We start from the raw sequence: 24,146 nt of genomic DNA on the forward strand, positions 1-24,146 counted from the left end.
GGCTTAGGAGGCATGTTTTACAATGGCTGGAAAAGACAAGTATGTAGCTTATGTTTCAAGCTATACTTCCGGACTTGGCACCAAGTACGGAATCAGAATCTATGATGTAGACCTCAAGAACGGCAGACTTACCGAGAAACAGAAGGTAGAGATAACCAATTCATCATATATAGGCATTTCTCACGACAATAAGACTCTTTACTCCATCACCGATTCCGGGGTTGAGTCATATCATATTTTACCTGACGGAGGTCTTGAGTTCCTCAATGAAGCTTCCATCAATGGTATGAGAGGATGCTATCTTAACGAAGATCAGACTGATAACTTCCTTATCACCGCCGGATATCATGACGGCAAGGTTACCATTCTTAGGCTCAATAAGGACGGTTCCATCGGAGAGATCACCGATGAGAGATTCCACAAGGGCCTTGGCACAGCAGCCGGCAGAAACCATGTGCCTCATGTTCAGTGCATTAAGGTTTCCAAGGACAACAAGTATCTTCTTGCTGCAGACCTTGGAATGGACAGGGTTAATATTTATTCCCTTAATCATGAGACAGGCAAGATAAAAGAGGCTGATGTGATCCACTGCGATCAGGAATCATCACCAAGACATATGCAGTTCTCCAAGGATGGCAAGTTCCTCTATGTATGCCTTGAGCAGAAGTGCGGAATCGATGTATATCAGTATGAGGAGATTGACGGCGAGCCTGAGTTCAACAAGATCCAGTCAGTATCCAACTCAGATGAGTCAGATACCCTGGGCGTTGCAAGTTCAGCCCTGACCTTCTCTGAGGATTACAATTATCTCGTAAGTTCCACAGCAGGCGAGAACAATGTAGTTGTTTACAAGGTTGACAAGGAGACAGGACTTCTCACCAAGAAGATCCAGCTTCCCGTAGCGGGAGAGTATCCCAAGGATGCAGCTCTTTTCCCTGACAACAAGCATCTTGTTTCACTTAATCATGAGTCTGATTCACTTACATTCTTTACAGTGGATATGGATAAGGGAACAATGGTCATGAACGGACCTGAGCTTTCTGTTTCAAGACCTAACTGCATTGTGTTCCACAAGCTGGATAATGTAAAAGAGAAGAAATAAGTTATTTGAACAGATTATTAAAGCCATGTATCGGAAAATACCGGTACATGGCTTTTTTGCTTGATTATTTATTGTTGTAAAAGTCTTTGATGTAGTCGGCCCTACTGGACATATTTGAGATCATCAGATCAAGAAGAACAATGGCACACATTGCTTCGACCACGACAACAGCTCTTGGAACCACCACGGGATCGTGACGACCGTGGATATTGATATCAATATTCTCACCGGATTTGTTCACGGTCTGTTGGGTTCTGGCGATGCTGGGGGTGGGTTTTACGTGAGCTCTGACCACTATCTCTGAGCCGTCGCTGATGCCTCCGATGATACCGCCGCTATGGTTGGTCTTTTTGATAACCTTGCCATCTGACATTTCGAAGCTGTCGTTGCTCTGAGATCCTCGAAGAGAGGATACACTGCAGCCGTCCCCAAATTCAACGGCCTTTACAGCGCCGATACTGACAATGGCCTGGGAAAGGAGAGCATCAAGTTTGTCAAAAACAGGTTCTCCAATGCCTGCAGGTACACCATTAATCCTACATTCTATAACTCCTCCGATGGAGTCCTCCTCCTCACGACACTTGCGGATAAGTTCCATGGCTCTTTCGCTGGCTTTTACATCCGGCATTGATGTGGGAGTCCTGGTGATGGCATCCTTATCAAAAGAGGAGTAGTCGATCACCACATCTCCTATGGATCTGGTATATGCCATGACCTCAATACCCATCCGGGAGAGGAGCTTTTTGCAAAGGGCACCTGCAGCTACGCGGCCCACAGTTTCTCTTCCTGAGCTTCTTCCGCCGCCTCTGTAATCTCTGAAACCATATTTGGAGTCGAAGCCGAAATCAGCGTGTCCCGGGCGATAGTAGGTGGCAATCTCACTGTAATCGGCAGATCTCTGGGAAGTGTTGCGGATCATCAGCGCTATTGGAGTGCCTGTGGTCCTGCCTTCAAAGACCCCTGACAGGATCTCTACAAGATCGTCTTCCTTACGCTGGGTAGTAGCTTCACTGGTTCCGGGTTTTCTTCTGTCCAGCAGCTGCTGAATATCATTGTTATCCAATTCCATACCTGCCGGGAAACCGTCTATAACAACCCCAAGAGCAGGACCGTGGGATTCACCGAAGGTTGATATTCTGATATTTTTTCCGAAGCTTGAGCCTGACATAGGCACCTCTTTCCGCAAAAATCTGCATTTAATATATAAAATTTATTATAATCTACAAATCCGATAAATGAAACAGCAATGTCTGCCAACGTGCATGGTTGACACATTTTTGATATAATTTGAACAAAAAAGAATAATAAAAAAAGCATTTTTGGTGCATTTCTTCGGAAAAAATAGTGAAATTTTGCTGCATTAGAGCTATAATGTAAAGCGTAATTTTATTTTGAAAAAGTATATCCGAAATAGAGGGGATTTCTGATATGAACGCGGGGAATTTGCAGAAGAAACTTACCTATAAGCAAAAGGTGGTTTCTCGGGTTGAAAAGTTTAACAGAAAGCATAAAAAGCTTTCTTTTGTGGGGGTGACATATGCTATATCAGCAATAATTTGTTACAATGTTCTTTTTTATTTCTACAGAAATACTAAAAGGTTTACTTGTCTTGCATGCATACTGTTGTTTTTTGTTACCAGCAGCAGTTTTGCATATCCAACAATGTCTGTAGGCATCAGCTTTGCAACTCAGGTTAATACGACGGATATAGACGGAATGACATCGGAGGGAAGTATAGAGGCTGTAGATACTGCCGTTTCTGAATCTGATGTTGAGCTGGCTGCAATTGAGAATGTTGATTCATCTATCATTGAAGAGGCTTATGAGAGCGAGAATCCCGATGTGGCTGAGGCTGAACATCTGGATCCTGAGAAGCAGGTTTCTCTTGATGATATTCTCGGAGCCAGAAGAGAAAGCGACTATGAAGAGGGAGAAACTGAAGACACACCTTCAGAAGCCTCTGACACTCCTGAGTTTAGAAGTGACGATTGGAAGCTTATTCTTGTAAATAAGCAGCATCCCATTCCTGATGATTATGACTTCCATCTTGGAACTATCAGCGGCACCATGAGATGCGATGAGAGGATCATAACTCCGCTTCTTGATATGATGAAGGCTGCAAGAAAAGACGGAGTTACACTGATTATCTGTTCACCCTACAGAGATATGGACAGACAGACCATGCTCTTTAACAACAAGGTCCAGAAGTACATGGCAGGCGGAATGTCCTACATGGATGCCTTCAATCTGGCATCACAGGCTGTTACCGTTCCCGGATCTTCTGAGCATCAGATCGGTCTTGCCATTGATATTATCAGTGACGGCTATTCAAGCCTGGACGAGGGCTTTGGAAAGACAGCGGCAGGTAAGTGGCTTAAGGCCAACAGCTACAAATATGGCTTTATCCTCAGATATCCTGAGGGAAAAGAGGACATAACCAGCATAGAATTCGAACCCTGGCACTTTAGATATGTTGGGGTTGACGCAGCAACATTTATATCGGAAAATGATATCTGCCTGGAGGAATTCTGGAGTATTTACGTAAAATAATAAGAGGTTTAAATGTATAAAATATTAAAAAAGGACGGAAATGCCAAGAGGGCTGAGTTTACCACGGTTCACGGTAAGATTCAGACTCCTGTATTCATGAATGTAGCCACGGTTGCTGCCATTAAGGGCGGTGTTTCCACACAGGATCTTGAGGGGATAGGAACTCAGGTTGTCCTGTCCAATACCTATCATTTGCACTTGAGACCGGGAGACGACGTGGTCTACAGAATGGGGGGACTTCATAAGTTTATGTCCTGCAATAAACCCATTCTTACAGATTCGGGCGGATTTCAGGTCTTTTCTCTTGCCAAAACAAGAAAGATCAAGGAAGAGGGAGTTTACTTCCATTCTCATATCGATGGTCATAAGCTGTTTATGGGGCCTGAGGAGAGCATGAGAATACAGTCTCACCTTGGTTCCACCATTGCCATGGCCTTTGATGAGTGTCCCTCTGCCAAGGCTGAACACGAATATGTTCAGATGTCTGTGGACAGGACCACCAGATGGCTTAAGCGCTGCAAGGCAGAGATGGACAGACTCAATGGTCTGGAATATACGGTGAATCCCCATCAGATGCTTTTTGGAATCAATCAGGGTGCGATCTTTGATGACATCCGAATCGAGCATGCGAAGGTCATAAGTGATCTTGACCTGGACGGATATGCTGTAGGCGGTCTTGCGGTGGGAGAGTCCCATGAAGAAATGTATCATGTGCTTGAAACGGTTGTGCCTTACCTTCCGGAGAATAAGCCAACATATCTTATGGGCGTTGGAACTCCTGCCAATATCCTGGAGGCTGTGGACAGGGGAGTGGATTTCTTTGACTGTGTATATCCCAGCAGAAACGGCCGTCACGGACATCTTTATACCAACAGAGGTCATATCAATCTTCTGAATGCAAGATATGAACTGGATGACACTCCTATTGAGGAAGGCTGCAAATGTCCTGCCTGTCAGAGATACTCCAAGGGATATATCAGACATCTTCTGAAATCCGGAGAGATGCTTGGTCTGAGGCTTTGCGTTCTTCATAATCTCTATTTCTATAATCATATGATGGAAGAGATAAGAGATGCGATCGAGGCCGGTAACTACGCAGAATACAAGCGTAAGAAGCTGGAGGGTATGCAGGAATTTGATGGCAATGCTGTGGATGACGGTTATAACATTGCCAGAAATTGGCGAAAAGGCTGATGCACATTAATTTCGTCATGGAAAATTGATTAAATATTGCATACTTGAATTATCACATTATTTTTAGTATTATTTATTGGTGTATTATTAAACAAAAAGTTTTTTGGAGGATACTATGGGATTATTACTTACAGCTGATGCTGCACAGGGAGCTACAGCAGGCGGCACATTTATGATGATTGCAGTTTATGTTGTATTCATCGGATTCTTATATTTCATCATGATTCGCCCTCAGAGGAAGGAGCAGAAGCAGAAGGCTCAGGTTCTTTCAGCTCTTGCAGTAGGCGATAGCGTACGTACAACAGGCGGTTTCTTTGGAACTGTTATTGATATCGATGATGACACAGTAATCGTTGAGTTTGGTAACAACAAGAATTGCCGTATCCCTATGGCTAAGGAAGCAATCGTTGAGGTTGAGAAGCCTGAGGACGCTGTTGTAACATCTGAAGATTCTAGCGATACCAAGAAGAAGTAAGTCAAAAAAATGACTCTTATGAAAGCCTGGTTGGGGTCACCCAATCGGGCTTTTTAAAAAATATGCACATGGAGGAGCGAAAATGAGTAATATACCTTACAAGATTTATCTTGAAGAAAATGAATTACCCAAGGATTGGTACAACGTAAGGGCCGACATGAAGAAAAAGCCCGCACCTATCCTTAATCCTGCAACACTTAAGCCGGTTACAGTTGATGAGCTTTCACATATTTTTTGTCATGAGCTTGCACTTCAGGAACTGAACGATACAGATCCATACATCCCGATTCCTGATGAAATCAGGGAATTCTACAAGATGTACAGACCATCACCTCTTGTAAGAGCTTATTTCCTTGAGAAGAAGCTTGGAACTCCCGCTCATATTTATTACAAGTTTGAAGGAAACAATACTTCAGGCTCACACAAGCTCAATTCTGCTATTGCTCAGGCTTATTACGCCAAGAAACAGGGACTTAAGGGTGTTACCACAGAGACCGGTGCAGGTCAGTGGGGAACAGCTCTTTCAATGGCATGTGCATATTTTGATCTTGCTTGTCACGTATATATGGTTAAGGTTTCTTATGAACAGAAGCCTTTCAGACGTGAAGTAATGCGTACCTTTGGCGCCAGCGTTACACCTTCACCTTCTATGGATACAGAGATCGGTAGAAAGATCAACGCTGAGTTCCCGGGAACTAACGGATCCCTGGGATGCGCTATTTCAGAGGCTGTAGAGGCAGCTACCTCCAAGGAAGGTTACAGATATGTTCTTGGATCTGTTCTTTCTCAGGTACTTCTTCATCAGTCAGTTATCGGTCTTGAGACCAAGGCAGCCCTTGATAAATACGGTATCAAGGCTGACACCATCATTGGATGTGCCGGTGGCGGATCCAATCTGGGCGGTCTTATTTCTCCTTTTGTGGGCGAGATGTTAAGAGGAGAGGCAAACTACGATATTATCGCTGTTGAGCCTGCTTCCTGTCCTTCACTTACCAGAGGTAAGTATGCTTATGATTTCTGTGATACCGGTAAGGTATGTCCTCTTGCCAAGATGTATACTCTCGGAAGCGGATTTATGCCTTCAGCCAACCATGCCGGCGGACTTCGTTATCACGGCATGAGCTCAGTTGTTTCTGAGCTTTATGATCAGGGCTATCTTAAGGCAAGAGCTGTTGAACAGACCAGCGTATTCGAGGCAGCTGAGATGTTCTCCAGAGTAGAGGGAATTCTTCCTGCTCCTGAGAGCAGCCACGCCATCAGAGTTGCCATCGATGAAGCTCTCAAGTGCAAGGAGACCGGTGAAGAGAAGAACATTGTATTCGGTCTTACAGGAACCGGATATTTTGATATGGTTGCTTATCAGAAATTCAATGACGGTGATATGTCAGACTATATCCCTTCAGATGCTGAACTTGAGAAAGCACTCTCACAGCTTCCAAAGGTTGAGCAGTAAATAGTAGTGTATCAGGAGGAGAATATGAAGAAAAATATCACCTGTATCCCGGGAGACGGAATCGGTCCCGAGATTGTTACAGAAGCTAAGAAAGTATTAGATAAAGTTGCAGAAGTATTCGGTCATGAGTTTGTCTACAAGGACATTCTCATGGGCGGATGCTCTATAGATGCCTGCGGTGTGCCTCTTACAGATGAGGCCATAGCTGATGCCAAGGCTGCAGATGCTGTACTTATGGGTTCAATTGGCGGCAATACTTCCACATCACCATGGTACAAGCTTGAGCCTTCCCTCAGGCCTGAAGCAGGTCTTTTAAAGCTTAGAAAGAGCCTTAATCTATTTGCAAACTTAAGACCTGCCTATCTATATCCGCAGCTTAAGGATGCCTGCCCTCTCAAGGAAGCAACAGGAGAGAAGGGCTTTGATATGCTTATTATGCGTGAGCTCACAGGCGGACTCTACTTCGGAGACAGAAAAACCGAGGAAGTAGACGGAGAGCTTGTGGCTACCGATATTCTTGTTTACAGAGAGAGCGAGATCAGAAGGATTGCTGTTCGCGGCTTTGATGTTGCAAGAAAGCGCAGAAAGAGCGTTATCAGTGTAGACAAGGCCAACGTCCTTGATTCATCCAGACTTTGGAGAAAAGTTGTAGAGGAAGTTGCCAAGGATTATCCGGATGTTACTCTTGAGCACATGCTTGTAGATAACTGTGCTATGCAGCTTGTTAAGGACCCTTCACAGTTTGATGTGGTTCTTACCGAGAATATGTTTGGAGACATCCTTTCCGATGAGGCCAGCATGATCACAGGCTCTATCGGAATGCTTCCAAGTGCTTCTCTTAATGACACTTCCTTTGGACTCTACGAGCCCAGCCACGGAAGTGCTCCTGACATTGCGGGACAGAACATTGCCAATCCTATTGCTACTATTCTTTCCGCAGCAATGATGCTCAGATACAGCTTCAACCTTGATAAAGAAGGTGATGCGATTGAAAACGCAGTGAGAAAGGTTCTCGAAGAGGGCTATCGCACTGTGGATATTCTTCCCAAGACAGAAGAAAATAAATTTACCAGAACTGCTTGCAGTGAAATGGGAGACCTGATTGCTGAACGAATCGTTAATAGCTAAAACTGAAAAGAAGGTTTATGATTTTTTGCCCCATGAACCTGAAACAATATCGGTTACACTTTTTATCATAGGAATGACAGTTTATTATCTTTGGAGAATGTTTGCTATAACTCCGATATATGATGAACTGTATACATATTACAATTTTATCAGCAGAGGCCCATTATATGCGGCGCTTCACTGGACTATGCCGGACGATCATATAGGCTATGCTGTTATTGCTTCGCTTCTGAATCTGTTTGGGAATCCCTTTATAGGGCTTCGGGGACTTTCATTTATTTGTGCTATAACTAATCTTATTCTTGTTTATAAGATTGCCGGAAGATATTATTCCCATGGACTTCCTTTGGCGGCTACCATTCTTTATGCTTCCATGAAGATGGTGAATGACTTCAGTGTACAGGGAAGAGGTTATACTCTTTCTATTACCTGTTTTCTCGCCAGCATTTATCTTCTGGGGGATGTTTGCAGGGCCGGAGAGGATAAAAAGCCTCATTTTAAACTGCTGGGCTTTTTCATGATCCTTGGTATATATACAGTGCCGGTGAGTGTGCTGTGGGTAATTCCTACCTGTGTTGCGGCTGTTTTCTTTCTTCTTGTTAACGGAATGAGAAGCAGCACGGTATATAAGGATAGTTCCGATAATGTTTATTATAAGAAGCTCAGAGGACTTCTTGGTGTAACGATTTCATCTGTTTTGATCACGACATTTTTGTATTCTGCTTTATGGTTGTCAATCGGCTCCAATGTGCTTCTTGCAGGCGACAGATCCTTCGAAATGTATGACGGCCTTAAGACCTCGGTTCTTCTCAGAACCCCGGGAAAGGCCTGGTATACAGGGGCTGATATGATGATGTCCCAGGCTTATGTTCAGAGATTTAACGCTGAATCCTTCAGCAGGCAGTTCGGCAACTGGATATTTGATGTGCTTGAGAGAATAACCCCGGGTGTGAGCATGCTTGTTGTAATCTTTATTATCATTGGCATCACGGTTTTATTGGTGGAATGTGTAAGGCATTTTGAATATAGCAGAACAGTCATTAATCTTATTGTTATCTTTAATTTTTTGCTGGTGGGAGTGCTGCTTATAGTAAGGCATGAGCTTCCCTATGCGGAGAGTTTTTCTTTTGGCGGTGTACTGATATCGTTGTGTATCTGCGGTGTCCTTGAGAAGATCATCAATTTTGGCATACGCATACATAACAGTATTACCGGACATACCGAAGTGGAAAACCTTGCCCACAGAGAAATAGAAGTGATGGGCAAAAATGAAAAGTGGTATCATTCAATGCTGGTCTATGTGCCGGTTTTCCTGATTTTTGTATATTTTCTTTTCAGAGCCTCAAGCCCTGAGTTTAATATGCAGATGGGAGATAGGGAGAATGATCTTTTTAACTCCATGTATGTGGCAAATATAGACAGCAGAGAGAATATTGCTGCCATAGACTGCGATGAAAGATATCTTCTTAAGTTCGGATGGGATATAGATTGCCTCAATACTACCGTTACGGGGTGTGATCTTGTTATCCTGGATAAGGTTCTTCTGGAAGATGAATATGCAGGTGAAAATCATTGGAAATTCTATGTGTTTCATGATGATATCGATTGGGATTATCTTGAGACAATGCATGTAAAATATGAAAATGAAAACTTTTTGGTTTATACAAAGTAAAGGAGAGAGAATATGGCTATGAATAGCGACAGAGTTATGGAAGGCCTTCAGCAGGCCCCTCACAGAAGTTTATTTAATGCCCTTGGTTTTACCGAAGAAGAGAGAAGAAAGCCTCTTATCGGTATTGTTAGCTCATATAATGAGATCGTTCCGGGACATATGAACCTTGATAAGATCACTGAGGCTGTTAAGCTTGCCGTTGCAGAGGCAGGAGGTATGCCTGTTGTTGTTCCTGCAATCGCAGTTTGTGACGGTATTGCCATGGGACATATCGGAATGAAGTATTCACTGGTTACCAGAGATCTTATTGCTGACTCAACAGAGTGTCTTGCAAAGGCCCATGCTTTTGATGGTATGGTCTGCATTCCTAACTGCGATAAGAATGTACCCGGTCTTCTTATGGCTGCGGCTCGTGTTAATATTCCTACCGTATTTGTTTCTGGCGGTCCTATGATGGCAGGCAGAGTTGATGGTCACAAGACTTCACTTTCTTCAATGTTTGAGGCTGTAGGATCTGTATCCGCAGGCAAGATGACCAATGCAAAGCTCTGCGAATATGAAGAAAAAGCTTGTCCTACCTGTGGTTCATGTTCAGGTATGTACACAGCCAATTCCATGAACTGCCTTACAGAGACCATCGGTATGGGACTTCCCGGAAACGGAACAATCCCTGCTGTATATTCAGCCCGCATCAGACTTGCAAAGCGTGCAGGATACGCTGTTATGAATCTTATCGAGAAGAATATCAGACCAAGAGATATCATGACAAAAGAAGCATTTATGAATGCCCTTGCTCTTGATATGGCTCTCGGATGCTCTACAAATACAATGCTTCATCTTCCTGCAATTGCCCATGAGGCAGGAGTTGAGCTCAATATGGAGATTGCTAACGAAGTTTCCAGCAAAACTCCTAATCTTTGCCATCTTGCACCTGCAGGCCCTACATACATGGAGGATCTCAATGAGGCAGGCGGCGTTCTTGCTGTTATGGCAGAGCTTAATAAGAAGAACCTTATAAATACAGATCTTATTACTGTTACAGGTAAGACTATCAAGGAGAATATTGAGGGTGTTACAAATCTCAATCCTGAAGTAATCAGACCTATCGAGAATCCATATATGCAGACCGGCGGTATTGCAGTGCTTAAGGGCAACCTTGCTCCTGATACCGGAATTGTCAAGAAGTCTGCTGTTGCTCCTGAGATGATGACCCACGAAGGTCCTGCAAGAGTATTTGACTGCGAAGAGGATGCTATCGCAGCTATTCTCGGCGGCAAGATCGTTGAAGGTGACGTAGTTGTTATCAGATATGAAGGACCTAAGGGCGGCCCGGGAATGAGAGAAATGCTCAATCCTACTTCTGCCATTGCCGGAATGGGACTTGGATCAACAGTTGCGCTTATCACTGATGGAAGATTTTCCGGTGCCAGCAGAGGAGCTTCCATCGGACATGTTTCTCCTGAGGCTGCTGTGGGCGGACCTATCGCTCTTGTGGAAGAGGGAGATATCATCAGCATTGATATTCCTAACAATGCTCTCAATGTTAAAGTATCTGATGAAGAACTGGCTGCAAGAAAGGCTAAATGGCAGCCCAGAGAGCCTAAGGTTACTACCGGTTACCTTGCAAGATACAGAGAACTTGTTACCAGCGGAAACAGAGGAGCAATCCTTGAGATTCCCGGTACATCCAAATAATTATTGCCAAACGAGGAGTGTGAAAAAATGCAGCTTACTGGAGCACAGATTGTTCTTGAGTGCCTGAAGGAACAGAGTGTTGATACTGTTTTCGGTTATCCCGGCGGAACAATCCTTAATATCTACGATGAACTTTACAAACAGCAGGACAATTTCCTGCATATAAGAACTTCCCACGAGCAGGGAGCTGCTCATGCGGCTGACGGCTATGCAAGGTCCACCGGCAAGGTAGGTGTCTGCATGGCTACATCAGGCCCCGGTTCCACCAATCTGGTAACCGGTATTGCCTCAGCCTATATGGACTCAGTGCCCATGGTGGCTATCACCTGTAACGTTAACCTGCCTCTTCTTGGCAAGGACACTTTCCAGGAGGTTGATATTGCCGGCATTACAATGCCTATTACCAAGCATGGTTACATTGTCAAGGATGTTAAGGATCTTGCTGATACCCTGAGAAAGGCCTTCAAGATCGCCAAGACCGGTCGTCCGGGCCCTGTGCTTGTGGATATTACCAAGGATGTTACAGCTGCAAAATGTGACTATCACAAGGTACAGATCACTGATGAAGAGCCTGAGAAGAAATATACCCAGGATGAGATTGCCAATGCGGTTAAGATGATCAAGGCTGCCAAGAGACCCTTCATTTATGTGGGCGGCGGTGCTGTTATTTCAGGAGCTTCCAAGGAACTTAAAAAGTTTGCTGAGCTTATCGATGCTCCCGTATGCGATACTCTGATGGGTAAAGGAGCATTTGACGGAACTCACAAGCTCTATACCGGAATGATTGGCATGCATGGAACAAAGACTTCTAATTTCGGAGTTTCTGAGTGCGACCTTCTTATTACACTTGGTGCCAGATTCTCAGACAGAGTTACGGGAAATGCCAAGACCTTTGCTTCAAAGGCTAAGATTTTGCAGATAGATATCGATGCAGCAGAGATCAACAAGAATGTTCGTGTTAATTATGCCATTGTTGGAGATCTCAAACAGGTTCTTGCAGATATTAACAGTAAGCTTGATAAACTTGACCACAAGGAATGGATCGAAAAGATCAACGATTATAAGAAAAAGTTCCCGCTTTCATACGAGACTGACAAGCTTACCTGCCCTTATATCATCGAGGAACTTGATAAACTTACAAAGGGAAATGCTATTATTTCCACCGATGTAGGCCAGCACCAGATGTGGGCTGCTCAATACTATAAGTTCAAAAATCCCAGAACCTTCCTTACATCCGGCGGTTTGGGTACCATGGGCTACGGACTTGGAGCCTGCATAGGCGCACAGGTCGGTAATCCTGATAAGCTTTGCGTAAACATTGCAGGCGACGGATGCTTCAGAATGAACATGAACGAGATGGCTACTGCATCACGATACAACCTTCCGATAATTGAGATCGTCATTAACAACAACGTTCTTGGAATGGTAAGACAGTGGCAGACCCTGTTTTATTCAAAGCATTATTCTCAGACTATTTTTGAGGATAAGGTTGATTACTGCAAGGTGGCTGAGGGCTTGGGATGTGAAGCTATTCGCATTACCAAGAAATCCGAGGTGGTACCTGCCCTTAAGAAGGCTATTGCTTCCAAGAGCCCTGTGCTTCTTGATTGCATTATAGAAGAGGATGACAAGGTATTCCCGATGGTATCTCCGGGAGCATCCTTAAGTGAGACCTTCGATGCTAAAGACCTTGAGCAGAAGACCAAAGCTGATAAGTAAGTATTTGACATATATGGATGCACAGCTATATAAATAGCGGTGCATCCTATGTTGCCGTTATGGGGAGTATATGAAAAAAGGTATTAAGATATTCGGATTATTCCTGGCAATTGGCCTGGTAATACTGGCTGGCCTGTACGTTTTGCTGGGATATTATTATACTGACGGATTTCCTTGTTTTACCTGGATAAATGGAATTTATTGCACCGGTAAGACTGTGGAGGAACTCAATAAGGAACTGGTGGCCCAGTTTGAACTGCAGGACTTTACTATTAAAGCTGCAGAGGGAAAAAAGCTGGTGATAACACCTTCCGATGTTGATCTCAAGGTCGATTATACCGCATCTCTTGACAGATTCCTTGAGGAATCCAATCCCTATGCCTGGGGAATCAATGTTTTCAAAAATCTGATAATCCAATACGAACCTGATATAACTTATGACAGGGCGAAGCTCCTTGATAAGGTGGCTGCCTGGGATATTTTCGAAGAAAAGGAAATTAGGAGTGTCACCATCGTAAGGGGTGAGGGCTACGAACTGGTTAATGAACTGAATAAGGTGCCGAATAAAGAGAATATTCTCGAAGCGGTGAATCTTTCTTTTGACAGCGGGAAAAAGATACTTGATCTCACTGAAAAAGATGGCTGCTATGTGGATCTTCCCCTTTCCGAAAAAGATAAGAATACCCTTAAGATATTTGAGAAGCTTGATGATGTACAGACCTGCGGAATTACTTATTCTGTTCTGGGGACAGAGATAGCGGCGGATAAATCCGTTGTTTCCGACTGGATACTTACGGATAGAGACCTTTCTGATGCTGTTTTGGAGGAAGTGGATAAAAAAACTCCCGGTGTAGGGCTTTTTATCGCCGGAGACAGGGAGATCATCAATCTTTCGGAAGAGAGCATATTCAATGAGGACGGATTTTTGTTTGACAGCGACGGAAATCTTCTGATCAGCGAAAGAAAGATGTATGAGTTTCTTAAGAATATAGAGGATACTTACGATACCTCATGGTGCATGGAAAATTACAGAAACGGCACCGGCACTGAGATTGTTCTTCGCGATAATTCCAAGGGAAAAGGCAATCTTATTGAAATTGATGATGAGTTTGATTATCTCAAGGCTGCTTTTATGGGAAATACTCATAAAAAGCCTGTTACCAGAGACCTGGCTGTGGTGGACGGAATAATATCCTTTGACGCGGCTGAGAAGCTTGGAAATACCTATATCGAAGTGGATATGGGCAAGCAGGAGCTCCACTACTATGTGGATGGCGAGATCAATATGGAATTTCCCGTTGTTACAGGTAATATCAATAGAGGCAGAGGTACACCTGCCGGGATCTACAATGTCTACAATAAGCGCTATCACACATATTTGCGAGGTGTAGACTATGTTTCCTATGTTAATTACTGGCTTGGTGTTAACAAGGGGGTAGGCATCCATGATGCCAATTGGAGAAGCAAATTTGGTGAGGAAATTTATAAAAGGGACGGCTCCCATGGCTGCATAAACTGTCCTGAATCTCAAGTCAGTCAGTTGTGGGAAGTTGTTGATGTAGGAACGCCGGTTGTGTTGTATTATTAATATAACCATTTGTCTGTTTTCAATAGTGAGGCGTATCCATGAGACTTGTTGATACTTTTCCTACCAACAAGATAAAAGGGCTTGAATACTGTATTGGACGTATTCTGCCCTTTGGAGCAACCGTAATTGACGGCGGAGTTAATTTCAGTATTTATTCTACGGAAGCAAAGAGCTGCACTTTGCTTCTTTTCCATCATGGCGCCAAGAAGCCCTTTGTGGAAATTCCATTTCCCGAAGAGTTCAGGATCGGCGATGTCTATACCATGATGGTATTTGGTTTTAACATAGAGACCACTGAGTATGGCTATAGATTTGACGGTGAATATGCACCGGAAAAGGGACTTAGATATGATAAGACCAAAGTCCTTTTGGATCCTTACGCCAAGTCTGTTTCCGGACGTTCTGTCTGGGGAAAAACTCCTAAAGATGATGATTTTCAGCATAGAGGGCAGTTTGTCCGCGAGGACTTCGACTGGGCAGGAGATAAGCCTCTGGAGCTGCTTCAGCAGGAACTTATTATCTATGAGATGCATGTCAGGTCTTTTACAAAGCACTCATCAAGCGGCGTTAAGTACAAAGGAACTTACACCGGTATTATCGAGAAAATTCCCTATTTGAAAGAGCTGGGTATAAACTGTATCGAGCTTATGCCTATATTTGAATTTGACGAATTTGAAAACTCCAGGCAGTTTGGCGATAAAAAGCTTATGAACTACTGGGGCTATTCAACTGTGGCCTTTTTTGCTCCCAAGGCGGGATATGCTGCTTCGGCCCCTTTTGGTATGGAGGCTGATGAACTTAAGAATATGATCAAGCATCTCCATAAAAATGGAATAGAAGTGATACTTGATGTGGTGTTTAACCATACTGCAGAGGGAAATGAGAATGGGCCATATATATCCTTCAGGGGCATCGACAACAGGAACTATTACCTGCTTACTCCTGACGGATTCTATTACAATTTCAGCGGCTGCGGAAATACCATGAACTGTAATAACCCTGTGGTGAGGAATTTTATACTTGATTGCCTAAGATACTGGGTTTCTGCTTATCATGTGGACGGCTTCAGATTTGACCTGGCTTCGATTTTGTCCAGGGATGAAAATGGTAATCCAATGATGAATCCGCCGCTTTTGGAGAGTCTTGCCTATGATGCGGTTCTTGGGAAAAGTGTGCTTATTGCGGAGGCCTGGGACGCAGGAGGATTATATCAGGTGGGAAGCTTTCCTTCATACAACAGGTGGGCTGAATGGAACGGAAAATATCGCGACGCAGTGAGACGTTTTGTAAAAGGAGATGCAGATGCAGCTCCTGAGCTGTACAGGCGCATTAAGGGTTCTGATGATCTGTATGGCAAAGAAAGTCCGGTGCTTTCTGTGAACTTCATAACCTGCCATGACGGATTTACTCTTAATGACCTGGTTTCATATAATGAAAAGCACAACCTTGATAACGGCGAAAACAATATGGACGGCAGCAATGATAACTACAGCTGGAACTGCGGTGTGGAAGGAGAGAGCGATGATCCTGCAGTGAAGGAACTCAGGCTTCGCCAGATGAAGAATTTTATGACCATTCTTCTTACCAGCAGGGGAGTTCCCATGCTACTTTCAGGAGATGAGTTTGCCAATTCCCAAAAGGGCAATAACAATGCATACTGTCAGGATAATGATATTTCATACCTAAGCTGGAATGATCTGGAGACTTCAGACGACCTGCATCAATATGTCACAGCACTTATTGCCTTCAGAAAAGAGCACCCTGTCCTAATGTCCCCGGATTATGATTTCGGACCCAACGGAACCGGTTATCCGGAACTTTCATTCCACAGCCCTACCCCCTGGACTCTGGACGAAAGCGCACCCAACCTGACCTTCGCCTATCTCTACGCCGAAGATCACAAAAAATTTAACACCAAAAAGGACACCTTCATATACATTTTAGTCAATTCCTACTGGAAAAATGTAAATTTCTCCCTACCAATCATTCCTGAAAAAATGAATTGGTACATAAAATTTGATTCAAATTCCTTAAAAAATACCTCCAAAAAGCCACAAAAATATTCCTCCAAAGAATCAATTATATTACCTCCACGCTCCACAATTATCCTCATCGCTTGCTAATAATCACCACCAAACCAATCTTTTTGTCTTGTCTCTCATAATCCACTGAAGCTCAGTAAATATCTACCATTCCACGGCTAAAGTCACCGGAAATATGACCTCTGACTTTAGCCTTTTTAATTTAATAATCTTTTAATTTTACTTCCTCAAATCCTTGTACTAAAATATTAAATAACATCAATTATGGAATCACGTTCTTGACAAAATCTGTAACGAGGGTACAATGATATTAGTTTATTGATTTAAAAGTTCAACTTACTAAAGTATATATGCGCTGGCGTAGTGTGAAAAAGGCAGGATCCCGGGGATTTCAAATCTATGTTCTAAGTTGAGCGATTTTAGGGCTACGGAGATGAAACCAAAAAAATTAAATGCCCCGCATTTGATTTTTTGTTCAGGGTTCAGCGGAGTGTTTAGCACTATGAGTGAGACTTGGAACATAATTTGGAAGCACCGGGGCATGTATTTTTTACACAAGCCAATCACAAAATTTAGGAGGAGTAGTAAATTGTCACGAGTTTATAATTTTTCGGCTGGTCCGGCAGTACTTCCGGAAGAAGTTTTAAAACAGGCTGCAGCAGAGATGCTTGATTACAACGGCTGCGGTATGTCAATCAATGAGATGAGCCACAGATCCAAGACCTTCGACAGCGTTATCCAGACAGCAGAGCAGGATATAAGAGACCTTATGAATATTCCTGACAATTACAAGGTCCTCTTTTTACAGGGCGGAGCAAGCCAGCAGTTCGCTGCAGTTCCCCTCAACCTTATGAAGAACAAGAAGGCAGCATACATTATTACAGGACAGTGGGCTAAGAAGGCATATCAGGAGGCTCAGAAGTACGGTGAGGCCATTGAGGTTGCATCCAGCGCCGACAAGACTTTCTCATATATCCCGGATTGCTCAGATCTCGATATTCCTGAGGATGCTGATTACGTATATATCTGTGAGAACAATACAATCTACGGAACCAAGTTCAAGACTCTTCCCAACACCAAGGGACACATTCTTGTATCTGACGTTTCTTCATGCTTCTTATCTGAGCCTGTAGATGTTACCAAGTACGGTGTTATCTACGGCGGTGTTCAGAAGAACGTAGGACCTGCAGGTCTTGTTATCTCCATCATCAGAGAGGACCTCATCACAGATGATGTTCCTTCCTACACACCTACAATGCTGAAGTGGAAGACCCAGGCTGACAACGGATCTCTTTACAATACACCTAACTGCTGGAGCATCTATATGTGCGGCCTCGTATTCAAGTGGCTCAAGGAGCAGGGCGGCCTTACAGAGATGCAGAAGAGAAACGAGGAGAAGGCAGCTGTTCTTTACAACTACCTTGATCAGAGCAAGATGTTCAAGGGAACGGTAAGACCTGAGGACAGATCACTTATGAACGTTCCTTTCGTTACAGATTCTGAGGAGCTCAATGCCAAGTTCATCGCTGAAGCAACCAAGGCAGGCTTCGTAAGCCTTAAGGGCCACAGAACAGTTGGTGGAATGAGAGCAAGTATCTACAACGCTATGCCTATCGAGGGTGTTAAGAAGCTTGTAGACTTCATGAATGAGTTCGAGAAGAACAACTAATAATATTTGGAGGGCAGAGAGTTGTACAAGTATAAATGTTTAAATCCTATCGCAAAGATCGGTCTTAATAATTTTACAGATCAGTATCAGGCTGTTGACAGCGTTGATGAGGCTGAGGGTATTCTTGTAAGAAGTGCCAACATGCTTGAGATGGAGTTTTCCGATACACTTCTTGCTGTAGCAAGAGCCGGTGCCGGAGTTAACAATATTCCTCTTGATAAATGTGCTCAGAAGGGTATCGTTGTTTTCAATACTCCCGGAGCTAATGCCAACGGTGTAAAAGAGATGGTTCTTGCTGCAATGCTTATCGCTTCAAGAGATATCATCGGCGGAACAGAGTGGGTTAAGGCTAACGCGGGAGATCCTGATATTGCCAAGCTCACAGAGAAGTCCAAGAAGAAATTTGCAGGAACCGAGATCCTTGGTAAGAAACTCGGAATCATCGGTCTTGGAGCTATCGGTGTTAGAGTTGCCAACGCTGCAAGACAGCTTGGAATGGAAGTTTACGGATATGATCCATATCTTTCAATCGACGCTGCATGGAGACTTTCATCAGACGTTAAGCACGTTACCAATGTTGATGATATCTACTCCAAGTGCGATATCATCACTATCCACGTACCTGCGCTTGATTCAACCAAGGGTATGATCAATGCAGATGCTATTGCCAAGATGAAGAAGGGTGTTATCATCCTCAACCTTGCAAGAGACATTCTTTGCAACGAAGTTGATATTCTTGCAGGAATCAACTCCGGCAAGATCCGCAAGTATGTAACAGACTTCCCGAACCCAACTACTGCAGGTCATGACGGATGTATCGTTATCCCTCACCTTGGAGCTTCCACAGAGGAGTCTGAAGACAACTGTGCTGTTAAGGCTGTTCTTGAGCTTAAGGACTACCTTGAGAACGGAAATATCAGCAACTCTGTTAACCTTCCTAACTGTGATATGGGTGTTTGCCACGGACCTCGTCTTGCAATCATCCATAAGAATGTTGCCAACATGATCAGCCAGTTCTCTACAATGCTTGGTGATGCAGGCTACAACATCTCTGATATGACCAACAAGTCAAGAGGAGACTATGCTTATACCCTCATTGACCTTGAGGATGAGATCGAGGATGCTCTTGTAAGCAAAATGGAAAAAATCGATGATGTAATCAGAGTCAGAATCGTTAGAAAAGACGTATAAACACAGTGATTGTGCTATAATATTCGGGTAGGAGCGGCCTTTTTACAGGTTTTGTTCCTGCCCGATTATTAATTTATCTTAACGGAGGTATGAAAAAGTGGCTGATATTAAACCTTTTAAAGCTTACAGGCCTTGCAGGGAGAAGGCTTCTACCATAGCTTCATTGCCATACGACGTTTTCAACAGGCAGGAGGCCTATGCAAAGGTTCAGAAGGAGCCTGAGTCATTTCTTGCTATTGACAGGCCCGAGACTCAGTTTGAGCCTGATCATGATATGTATGCCCCCGAGGTATACAAGAAGGCCCATGATATGCTTTGGGAAAAGATTGAGAAGGGCGATTTTATTCAGGACGATAAGCCCTGTTACTATATCTATGAGCAGACTATGAACGGCAGAACTCAGACCGGAATTGTGGCCTGCGCTTCTATTGAGGACTATCTCAACGGAGTAATCAAAAAGCACGAGAATACCAGAGCTGACAAGGAAGAGGACCGTATCAAGCACGTATACAACTGCGAGGCCCAGACAGGACCTATTTTCCTTTGCTACAGACAGCACAAGCTTCTTTCCGAACTTGTGGAAAGGGTAAAAGAAGTTGATGATCCCGTTTATGATTTTGTATCAGAGGACGGCGTCAGCAACAGAGTATGGGTTATCGATGATCTGGAGGAGACTGAGACTATATGCAGGATTTTTGTGACCATAGATTCTGTTTATATTGCGGACGGACATCACAGATGCGCCTCCGCAGTCAAGGTTGGTCTTAAAAAGAGAGAAGAAAATGAAGGTAAAGTGAGAGGAAAGCTTAAGTCCGAGTATTTCCTTTCAGTTCTTTTCCCGGACAGCGATCTGATGATAATGGACTACAACAGAGTTGTTAAGGATTTGAACGGACTTACTGCCGATGAGATCCTTGATAAACTTTCTGCAAAATTTGATGTTTCGCCGGAGAATGACCAGGTTCATCCTGAAAACAAGGGGGAGTTCGGCCTGTATTTGGAAGATAAGTGGTACAAGCTCACTGCCCACAAGGATATAGTTCCTGATGATGCGGTTGAGGGTCTTGATGTATCAGTTCTTCAGAATGAGGTACTTTCTCCGATCCTTGGAATAGGAGATCCAAGAACCGACAAGAGAATTGACTTTGTCGGCGGTATTAGGGGACTTTCAGAGCTTGAGGACAGATGCCACAGGGATATGAAGCTTGCATTTTCCATGCATCCCACCTCAATATCAGAGCTTTTTGCCGTGGCCGATGCAGGAAGGCTCATGCCTCCCAAATCCACATGGTTTGAACCCAAGCTTCTTAGTGGGTTATTTATTCATGAAATTAATGGTACACTGAAATAAGTCAGAAAATACTGAAAATTTAACACTTAGGAGGGGAATTAAGTGAATAATAAACTCTACAAGATGATGAACTGGCCTGAAATTGAAGAAATAATCTATTCTGACGGCGACAATCCGCACAGAATACTGGGGGCACACAAGGTTGGTAACAGCTACCTTATCCAGGCATTTTATCCTGATGCCGAGAAGGTAAGCGTATATATTGAGAATCAGAAGAAGACTTATGAAATGGAACTGGCTGATGAAGCAGGCTTTTTTGCCACAATTGTTCCATATACCGAAAAGATAAAATATAAGCTCATTATTGTATATCCCGACGGCAGAGAGGAGAGAAAAGACGATCCTTATGCTTTCGGACCTCTTATGGACAGAGAGGATTTTATCAAGCTTGGAAGCGGTATACATTATCATGTTTTTGAAAAGCTTGGTGCTCACCCCATGAAGAGAAATGGCATTGAGGGAACATCCTTTGCTGTTTGGGCTCCTGCCGCTGCAAGAGTCAGCGTTATCGGCGATTTCAATGACTGGGACGGCAGAGTATGCCAGATGCACAGACTTGATCCTATCGGAGTATTTGAGATATTTATCCCAGGGGCAAAAGAGAATGACGGTTATCAGTTCGAGATCAAGACAAGATCCGGCCTGGTTCTTAAGAGACCCGATCCCTATGCTGTTGAGTCCAAGGGAGAGAACGGCGTAATTTCAGTGATAAAGAATGAACAGTCCATTGCCTGGGACGATGACAAATGGATGGCGGCCAGAAGGAAGTTCAATATTGATGAGAATCCGCTCTCTATCTGTGAGATTTCTCTTGAGGCCTTTGCAGGACGACATGGCAAGAAGAGCTCCATGGATGAAGTAACTGCTGATGTATTGGAATATGTTCAGAATCATGGTTTCAATGCGGTTGAGCTTATGCCTGTAATGAAGCATGTTCCGGGACATTTTTATCATATTCTTGATTTCTTTGCCCTTGATGAGAGCAGCGGAACTCAGGAAGAGTTCATGAAGTTTGTCAATACAATGCACCAGAACAATATCAGAGTAATACTTGACTGGGTTCCTACATTTTTCCCTAAGTCCTCCTGCGGACTGTCGGATTTTGACGGAAGAACTCTTTACGAATATGCTGATCCCAGAATCGGTATTCATCCCAAGTCAGGAGATCTGATCTTTGACTATGGCAGAAAGGAAGTTACCAATTTCCTTATTTCCAACGCCCTTTACTGGATCGAGAAGTTTCATATTGACGGCCTTCGTACATCTGATGTATCAAGGATCCTTTATCTTGACTATGACAGAAAGCCCGGAGAATGGATGCCTAACATCTATGGCGGCAATGAGAACCTTGAGGCACTGGAGTTCCTCAAGCATCTCAACACCATTATCCATAAGGATGAGCCCGGAGTAATGGTTATTACCAAGGAAACAGCCTGCTGGCCTATGGTTACCGACAGTGTGGATGATGGCGGCCTTGGATTTGACTATAAGTGGAACAACGGCTGGACCCATGATTTCCTGTCCTATATGCAGAATGATCCTCTTTTCAGATCCGGTCATCATGATGAAGTGACTTTCAGCCTTATCTACAGCTATACCGAGAGATTTATTCTCGCCTTTACTCATGAGAATCTTGAAAAAGGCCTGGAGGGACTCTATTATCTTATGCCCGGAGATTCATCTCAGAAGATGTCCAACCTTCGTCTGGCTCTGAGCTTTATGATGGTCCATCCCGGCAGAAAGCATCTTTATATGGAGCCTGATGCCCTTACTATTGATCAGGCTGTATTTGTTGAAAATCTGTTAAAGGCCCTCAACGGACTTTATTTCAAACATGAAGCTCTTCATCAGCTGGACAGCTCCGACAGCGGCTTTGAATGGATCAATGACCTGGCTTCCACAGAGTGCATGCTTTCATTCGTAAGAAAGAGCGACAATGACAAGGAGACTCTTCTTGTTGTAGCCAATATGGCAGGAGTTGAGAGAGATTTTGAGATCGGAGTTCCTGTTGATGGACGTTACACAGAGATCTTTAACTCTGACAATATCAGCTACGGCGGAACCGGAGTTGTGAACGAAGGACGCATGGAAGCTAAGAGAAAACAGGTTGATGGAAGGGATTATTCTATTTCCATCAGACTTGCCCCGGCTTCAATCTCAATCTTTAATTATGTTCCTTACACAGAGCAGGAGAAGAAGATCCGTGCCATCAAGGAAGAAGAAGAGATAAAGAAGGAGCAGGAGCGTCAGGAGAGACTTAAGGCTCTTCAGGAAAGAAGAGATGAAGAACAGGCCAAGCTCCTGGAGGAACTTAGACTCAAATATGAAAGAGAGCTGGCAGAGCAGGAAAAGGCCATCGAAGAAAAGTACGAAAAGATCGAGGAAGAGCGTATCTTCAGTATTGTGACCGAAGAAGCTGTAAAGAGCATAAAAAAGACTTCCGCAAAGAAGCCTGCTGCTAAGAAATCCACAGCCAAGAAGGGCACTTCCGGCAAATCCACTCCGAAAAAATAAATAAAAAACAAGGCTGTCGCGTTATGCGACAGCCTTTTGTCAAGCTGGAAAAGGGACTTGAACCCTCGACCTACTGATTACGAATCAGTTGCGCTACCGACTGCGCTATTCCAGCATAAAAAATTGTGCATGTTTCATGCACAACTTTAATTATACATACTATATCAGCCTTTTTCAAGCTTATTGAAATCCGGATATATTATAAATTAGTATACTTTCAACAATTTGTGCTATAATAAAATGTCAAAGTTTTTTGATTAAGAGAGGAAATGACGATGAAAAAATTAGAAGATTACGTAAGAACGATACCCAACTTCCCTGAGGAAGGAATCATGTTCAGGGATATCACCTCTGTTTTACAGGATCCTGACGGGTTTAAACTTGCTATAGATGAGATGCAGAATCTTGTAAAAGATTTGGATTTTGATGTTGTTCTCGGTGCAGAATCAAGAGGATTTATCTTCAGCGCACCTATAGCATACAACAGAGGCAAGGCACTCGTTCCTGTTCGTAAGAAGGGCAAGCTTCCTTGCGATACCATCGAGGTTTCATATGATCTCGAGTATGGTCAGGCTACACTTGAGATTCACAAGGATTCAATCAAGCCCGGACAGAAGGTTCTTCTTGTAGATGACCTTATGGCTACAGGCGGAACTATCGAGGCTATGATCAAGCTTGTTGAGAGACTTGGCGGAGAAGTAGCAGGAATCCTTGTACTTATGGAGCTTAAGGGTCTCAACGGAAGAGAGAGACTTAAGGACTACAGACTTGATGCAGCTATCAGCTACGAAGGGAAGTAATTT

17 protein-coding genes and 1 tRNA gene are annotated in these 24,146 nt (G+C 43.6%); 16 read left to right on the top strand and 2 right to left on the bottom strand.

Annotated elements, in window-relative coordinates; genetic code table 11:
• Nucleotides 1-22: 22 nt before the first annotated feature.
• Nucleotides 23-1,102, top strand: a complete 1,080-nt coding sequence (locus tag T359_RS0100440; protein ID WP_026515755.1) for a lactonase family protein — start codon at nucleotides 23-25, stop codon at nucleotides 1,100-1,102.
• A gap of 64 nt (nucleotides 1,103-1,166) precedes the next feature.
• On the opposite strand, the gene aroC is transcribed toward T359_RS0100440, so the two are convergent.
• The gene (gene aroC, locus T359_RS0100445) at nucleotides 1,167-2,270 is read right to left on the bottom strand and encodes a chorismate synthase (protein ID WP_026515756.1); all 1,104 of its coding nucleotides are present in this window, start codon (nucleotides 2,268-2,270) and stop codon (nucleotides 1,167-1,169) included.
• 260 nt (nucleotides 2,271-2,530) lie between these two features.
• On the opposite strand from aroC, the gene T359_RS21195 reads away from it, so the two are divergent.
• The 14 genes from T359_RS21195 to glgB all read left to right on the top strand — a co-directional run bounded on the left by T359_RS21195 (nucleotide 2,531) and on the right by glgB (nucleotide 23,343).
• Nucleotides 2,531-3,652 carry a M15 family metallopeptidase gene (locus tag T359_RS21195; protein ID WP_051544828.1) on the top strand — a complete coding sequence of 374 codons (1,122 nt, stop codon included), beginning with the start codon at nucleotides 2,531-2,533 and terminating at the stop codon, nucleotides 3,650-3,652.
• Between the two features lie 12 nt (nucleotides 3,653-3,664).
• Nucleotides 3,665-4,846, top strand: coding sequence for a tRNA guanosine(34) transglycosylase Tgt (gene tgt / locus T359_RS0100455; protein ID WP_026515757.1), 1,182 nt, complete (start codon nucleotides 3,665-3,667; stop codon nucleotides 4,844-4,846).
• Nucleotides 4,847-4,961: 115 nt separating this feature from the next.
• Complete coding sequence (gene yajC, locus T359_RS0100460; protein ID WP_026515758.1) at nucleotides 4,962-5,321, top strand: preprotein translocase subunit YajC; 360 nt, start codon at nucleotides 4,962-4,964, stop codon at nucleotides 5,319-5,321.
• An 82-nt stretch (nucleotides 5,322-5,403) separates the two neighbouring features.
• Nucleotides 5,404-6,774: a TrpB-like pyridoxal phosphate-dependent enzyme gene (locus T359_RS0100465; RefSeq protein WP_026515759.1), complete on the top strand. Its 1,371-nt coding sequence runs from the start codon at nucleotides 5,404-5,406 to the stop codon at nucleotides 6,772-6,774.
• A 24-nt stretch (nucleotides 6,775-6,798) separates the two neighbouring features.
• Nucleotides 6,799-7,902: a 3-isopropylmalate dehydrogenase gene (gene leuB, locus T359_RS0100470; protein ID WP_026515760.1), complete on the top strand. Its 1,104-nt coding sequence runs from the start codon at nucleotides 6,799-6,801 to the stop codon at nucleotides 7,900-7,902.
• Nucleotides 7,877-9,574 (top strand): glycosyltransferase family 39 protein, encoded by a 1,698-nt coding sequence (locus T359_RS0100475; protein WP_026515761.1) that lies wholly within the window; start codon nucleotides 7,877-7,879, stop codon nucleotides 9,572-9,574. The genes leuB and T359_RS0100475 overlap by 26 nt, the downstream gene beginning before the upstream one ends.
• 18 nt (nucleotides 9,575-9,592) lie before the next feature.
• Nucleotides 9,593-11,269 carry a dihydroxy-acid dehydratase gene (ilvD, locus tag T359_RS0100480; protein WP_026515762.1) on the top strand — a complete coding sequence of 559 codons (1,677 nt, stop codon included), beginning with the start codon at nucleotides 9,593-9,595 and terminating at the stop codon, nucleotides 11,267-11,269.
• A gap of 27 nt (nucleotides 11,270-11,296) precedes the next feature.
• Nucleotides 11,297-12,988 carry a biosynthetic-type acetolactate synthase large subunit gene (ilvB, locus tag T359_RS0100485; protein ID WP_026515763.1) on the top strand — a complete coding sequence of 564 codons (1,692 nt, stop codon included), beginning with the start codon at nucleotides 11,297-11,299 and terminating at the stop codon, nucleotides 12,986-12,988.
• 70 nt (nucleotides 12,989-13,058) lie between these two features.
• Nucleotides 13,059-14,576, top strand: coding sequence for a L,D-transpeptidase (locus tag T359_RS0100490; RefSeq protein WP_026515764.1), 1,518 nt, complete (start codon nucleotides 13,059-13,061; stop codon nucleotides 14,574-14,576).
• 38 nt (nucleotides 14,577-14,614) lie between these two features.
• Entirely contained in the window at nucleotides 14,615-16,699 is a 2,085-nt protein-coding gene (glgX, locus tag T359_RS0100495; protein ID WP_026515765.1) for a glycogen debranching protein GlgX, read from the top strand.
• Nucleotides 16,700-17,207: 508 nt separating this feature from the next.
• Entirely contained in the window at nucleotides 17,208-18,287 is a 1,080-nt protein-coding gene (gene serC, locus T359_RS0100500) for a 3-phosphoserine/phosphohydroxythreonine transaminase (protein ID WP_022778439.1), read from the top strand.
• Nucleotides 18,288-18,308: 21 nt separating this feature from the next.
• Nucleotides 18,309-19,478 (top strand): phosphoglycerate dehydrogenase, encoded by a 1,170-nt coding sequence (locus tag T359_RS0100505; RefSeq protein WP_026515766.1) that lies wholly within the window; start codon nucleotides 18,309-18,311, stop codon nucleotides 19,476-19,478.
• Nucleotides 19,479-19,575: 97 nt separating this feature from the next.
• Nucleotides 19,576-20,829 (top strand): DUF1015 domain-containing protein, encoded by a 1,254-nt coding sequence (locus tag T359_RS0100510; RefSeq protein ID WP_026515767.1) that lies wholly within the window; start codon nucleotides 19,576-19,578, stop codon nucleotides 20,827-20,829.
• A gap of 42 nt (nucleotides 20,830-20,871) precedes the next feature.
• The gene (gene glgB / locus T359_RS18830; RefSeq protein ID WP_051544829.1) at nucleotides 20,872-23,343 is read left to right on the top strand and encodes a 1,4-alpha-glucan branching protein GlgB; all 2,472 of its coding nucleotides are present in this window, start codon (nucleotides 20,872-20,874) and stop codon (nucleotides 23,341-23,343) included.
• Between the two features lie 42 nt (nucleotides 23,344-23,385).
• On the opposite strand, the gene T359_RS0100520 is transcribed toward glgB, so the two are convergent.
• Nucleotides 23,386-23,458: transfer RNA gene (locus T359_RS0100520), tRNA-Thr, on the bottom strand.
• Nucleotides 23,459-23,618: 160 nt separating this feature from the next.
• Here T359_RS0100520 and T359_RS0100525 point away from each other — a divergent pair.
• A complete protein-coding gene (locus T359_RS0100525; protein WP_026515768.1) occupies nucleotides 23,619-24,143 on the top strand; it encodes an adenine phosphoribosyltransferase in 525 nt (174 codons plus the stop codon).
• Nucleotides 24,144-24,146: the final 3 nt, after the last annotated feature.

The sequence above is a fragment of the Butyrivibrio sp. MC2021 genome (genome assembly GCF_000621605.1).
GTDB lineage: Bacteria > Bacillota > Clostridia > Lachnospirales > Lachnospiraceae > Butyrivibrio.

Coding starts and splice junctions, on each gene's coding strand:
- T359_RS0100440 (WP_026515755.1), top strand. CDS start 23: ATGGCTGGAAAAGACAAGTATGTAGCTTATGTTTCAAGCTATACTTCC.
- aroC (WP_026515756.1), bottom strand. CDS start 2,270: ATGTCAGGCTCAAGCTTCGGAAAAAATATCAGAATATCAACCTTCGGT.
- T359_RS21195 (WP_051544828.1), top strand. CDS start 2,531: ATGAACGCGGGGAATTTGCAGAAGAAACTTACCTATAAGCAAAAGGTG.
- tgt (WP_026515757.1), top strand. CDS start 3,665: ATGTATAAAATATTAAAAAAGGACGGAAATGCCAAGAGGGCTGAGTTT.
- yajC (WP_026515758.1), top strand. CDS start 4,962: ATGGGATTATTACTTACAGCTGATGCTGCACAGGGAGCTACAGCAGGC.
- T359_RS0100465 (WP_026515759.1), top strand. CDS start 5,404: ATGAGTAATATACCTTACAAGATTTATCTTGAAGAAAATGAATTACCC.
- leuB (WP_026515760.1), top strand. CDS start 6,799: ATGAAGAAAAATATCACCTGTATCCCGGGAGACGGAATCGGTCCCGAG.
- ilvD (WP_026515762.1), top strand. CDS start 9,593: ATGAATAGCGACAGAGTTATGGAAGGCCTTCAGCAGGCCCCTCACAGA.
- ilvB (WP_026515763.1), top strand. CDS start 11,297: ATGCAGCTTACTGGAGCACAGATTGTTCTTGAGTGCCTGAAGGAACAG.
- T359_RS0100490 (WP_026515764.1), top strand. CDS start 13,059: ATGAAAAAAGGTATTAAGATATTCGGATTATTCCTGGCAATTGGCCTG.
- glgX (WP_026515765.1), top strand. CDS start 14,615: ATGAGACTTGTTGATACTTTTCCTACCAACAAGATAAAAGGGCTTGAA.
- T359_RS0100525 (WP_026515768.1), top strand. CDS start 23,619: ATGAAAAAATTAGAAGATTACGTAAGAACGATACCCAACTTCCCTGAG.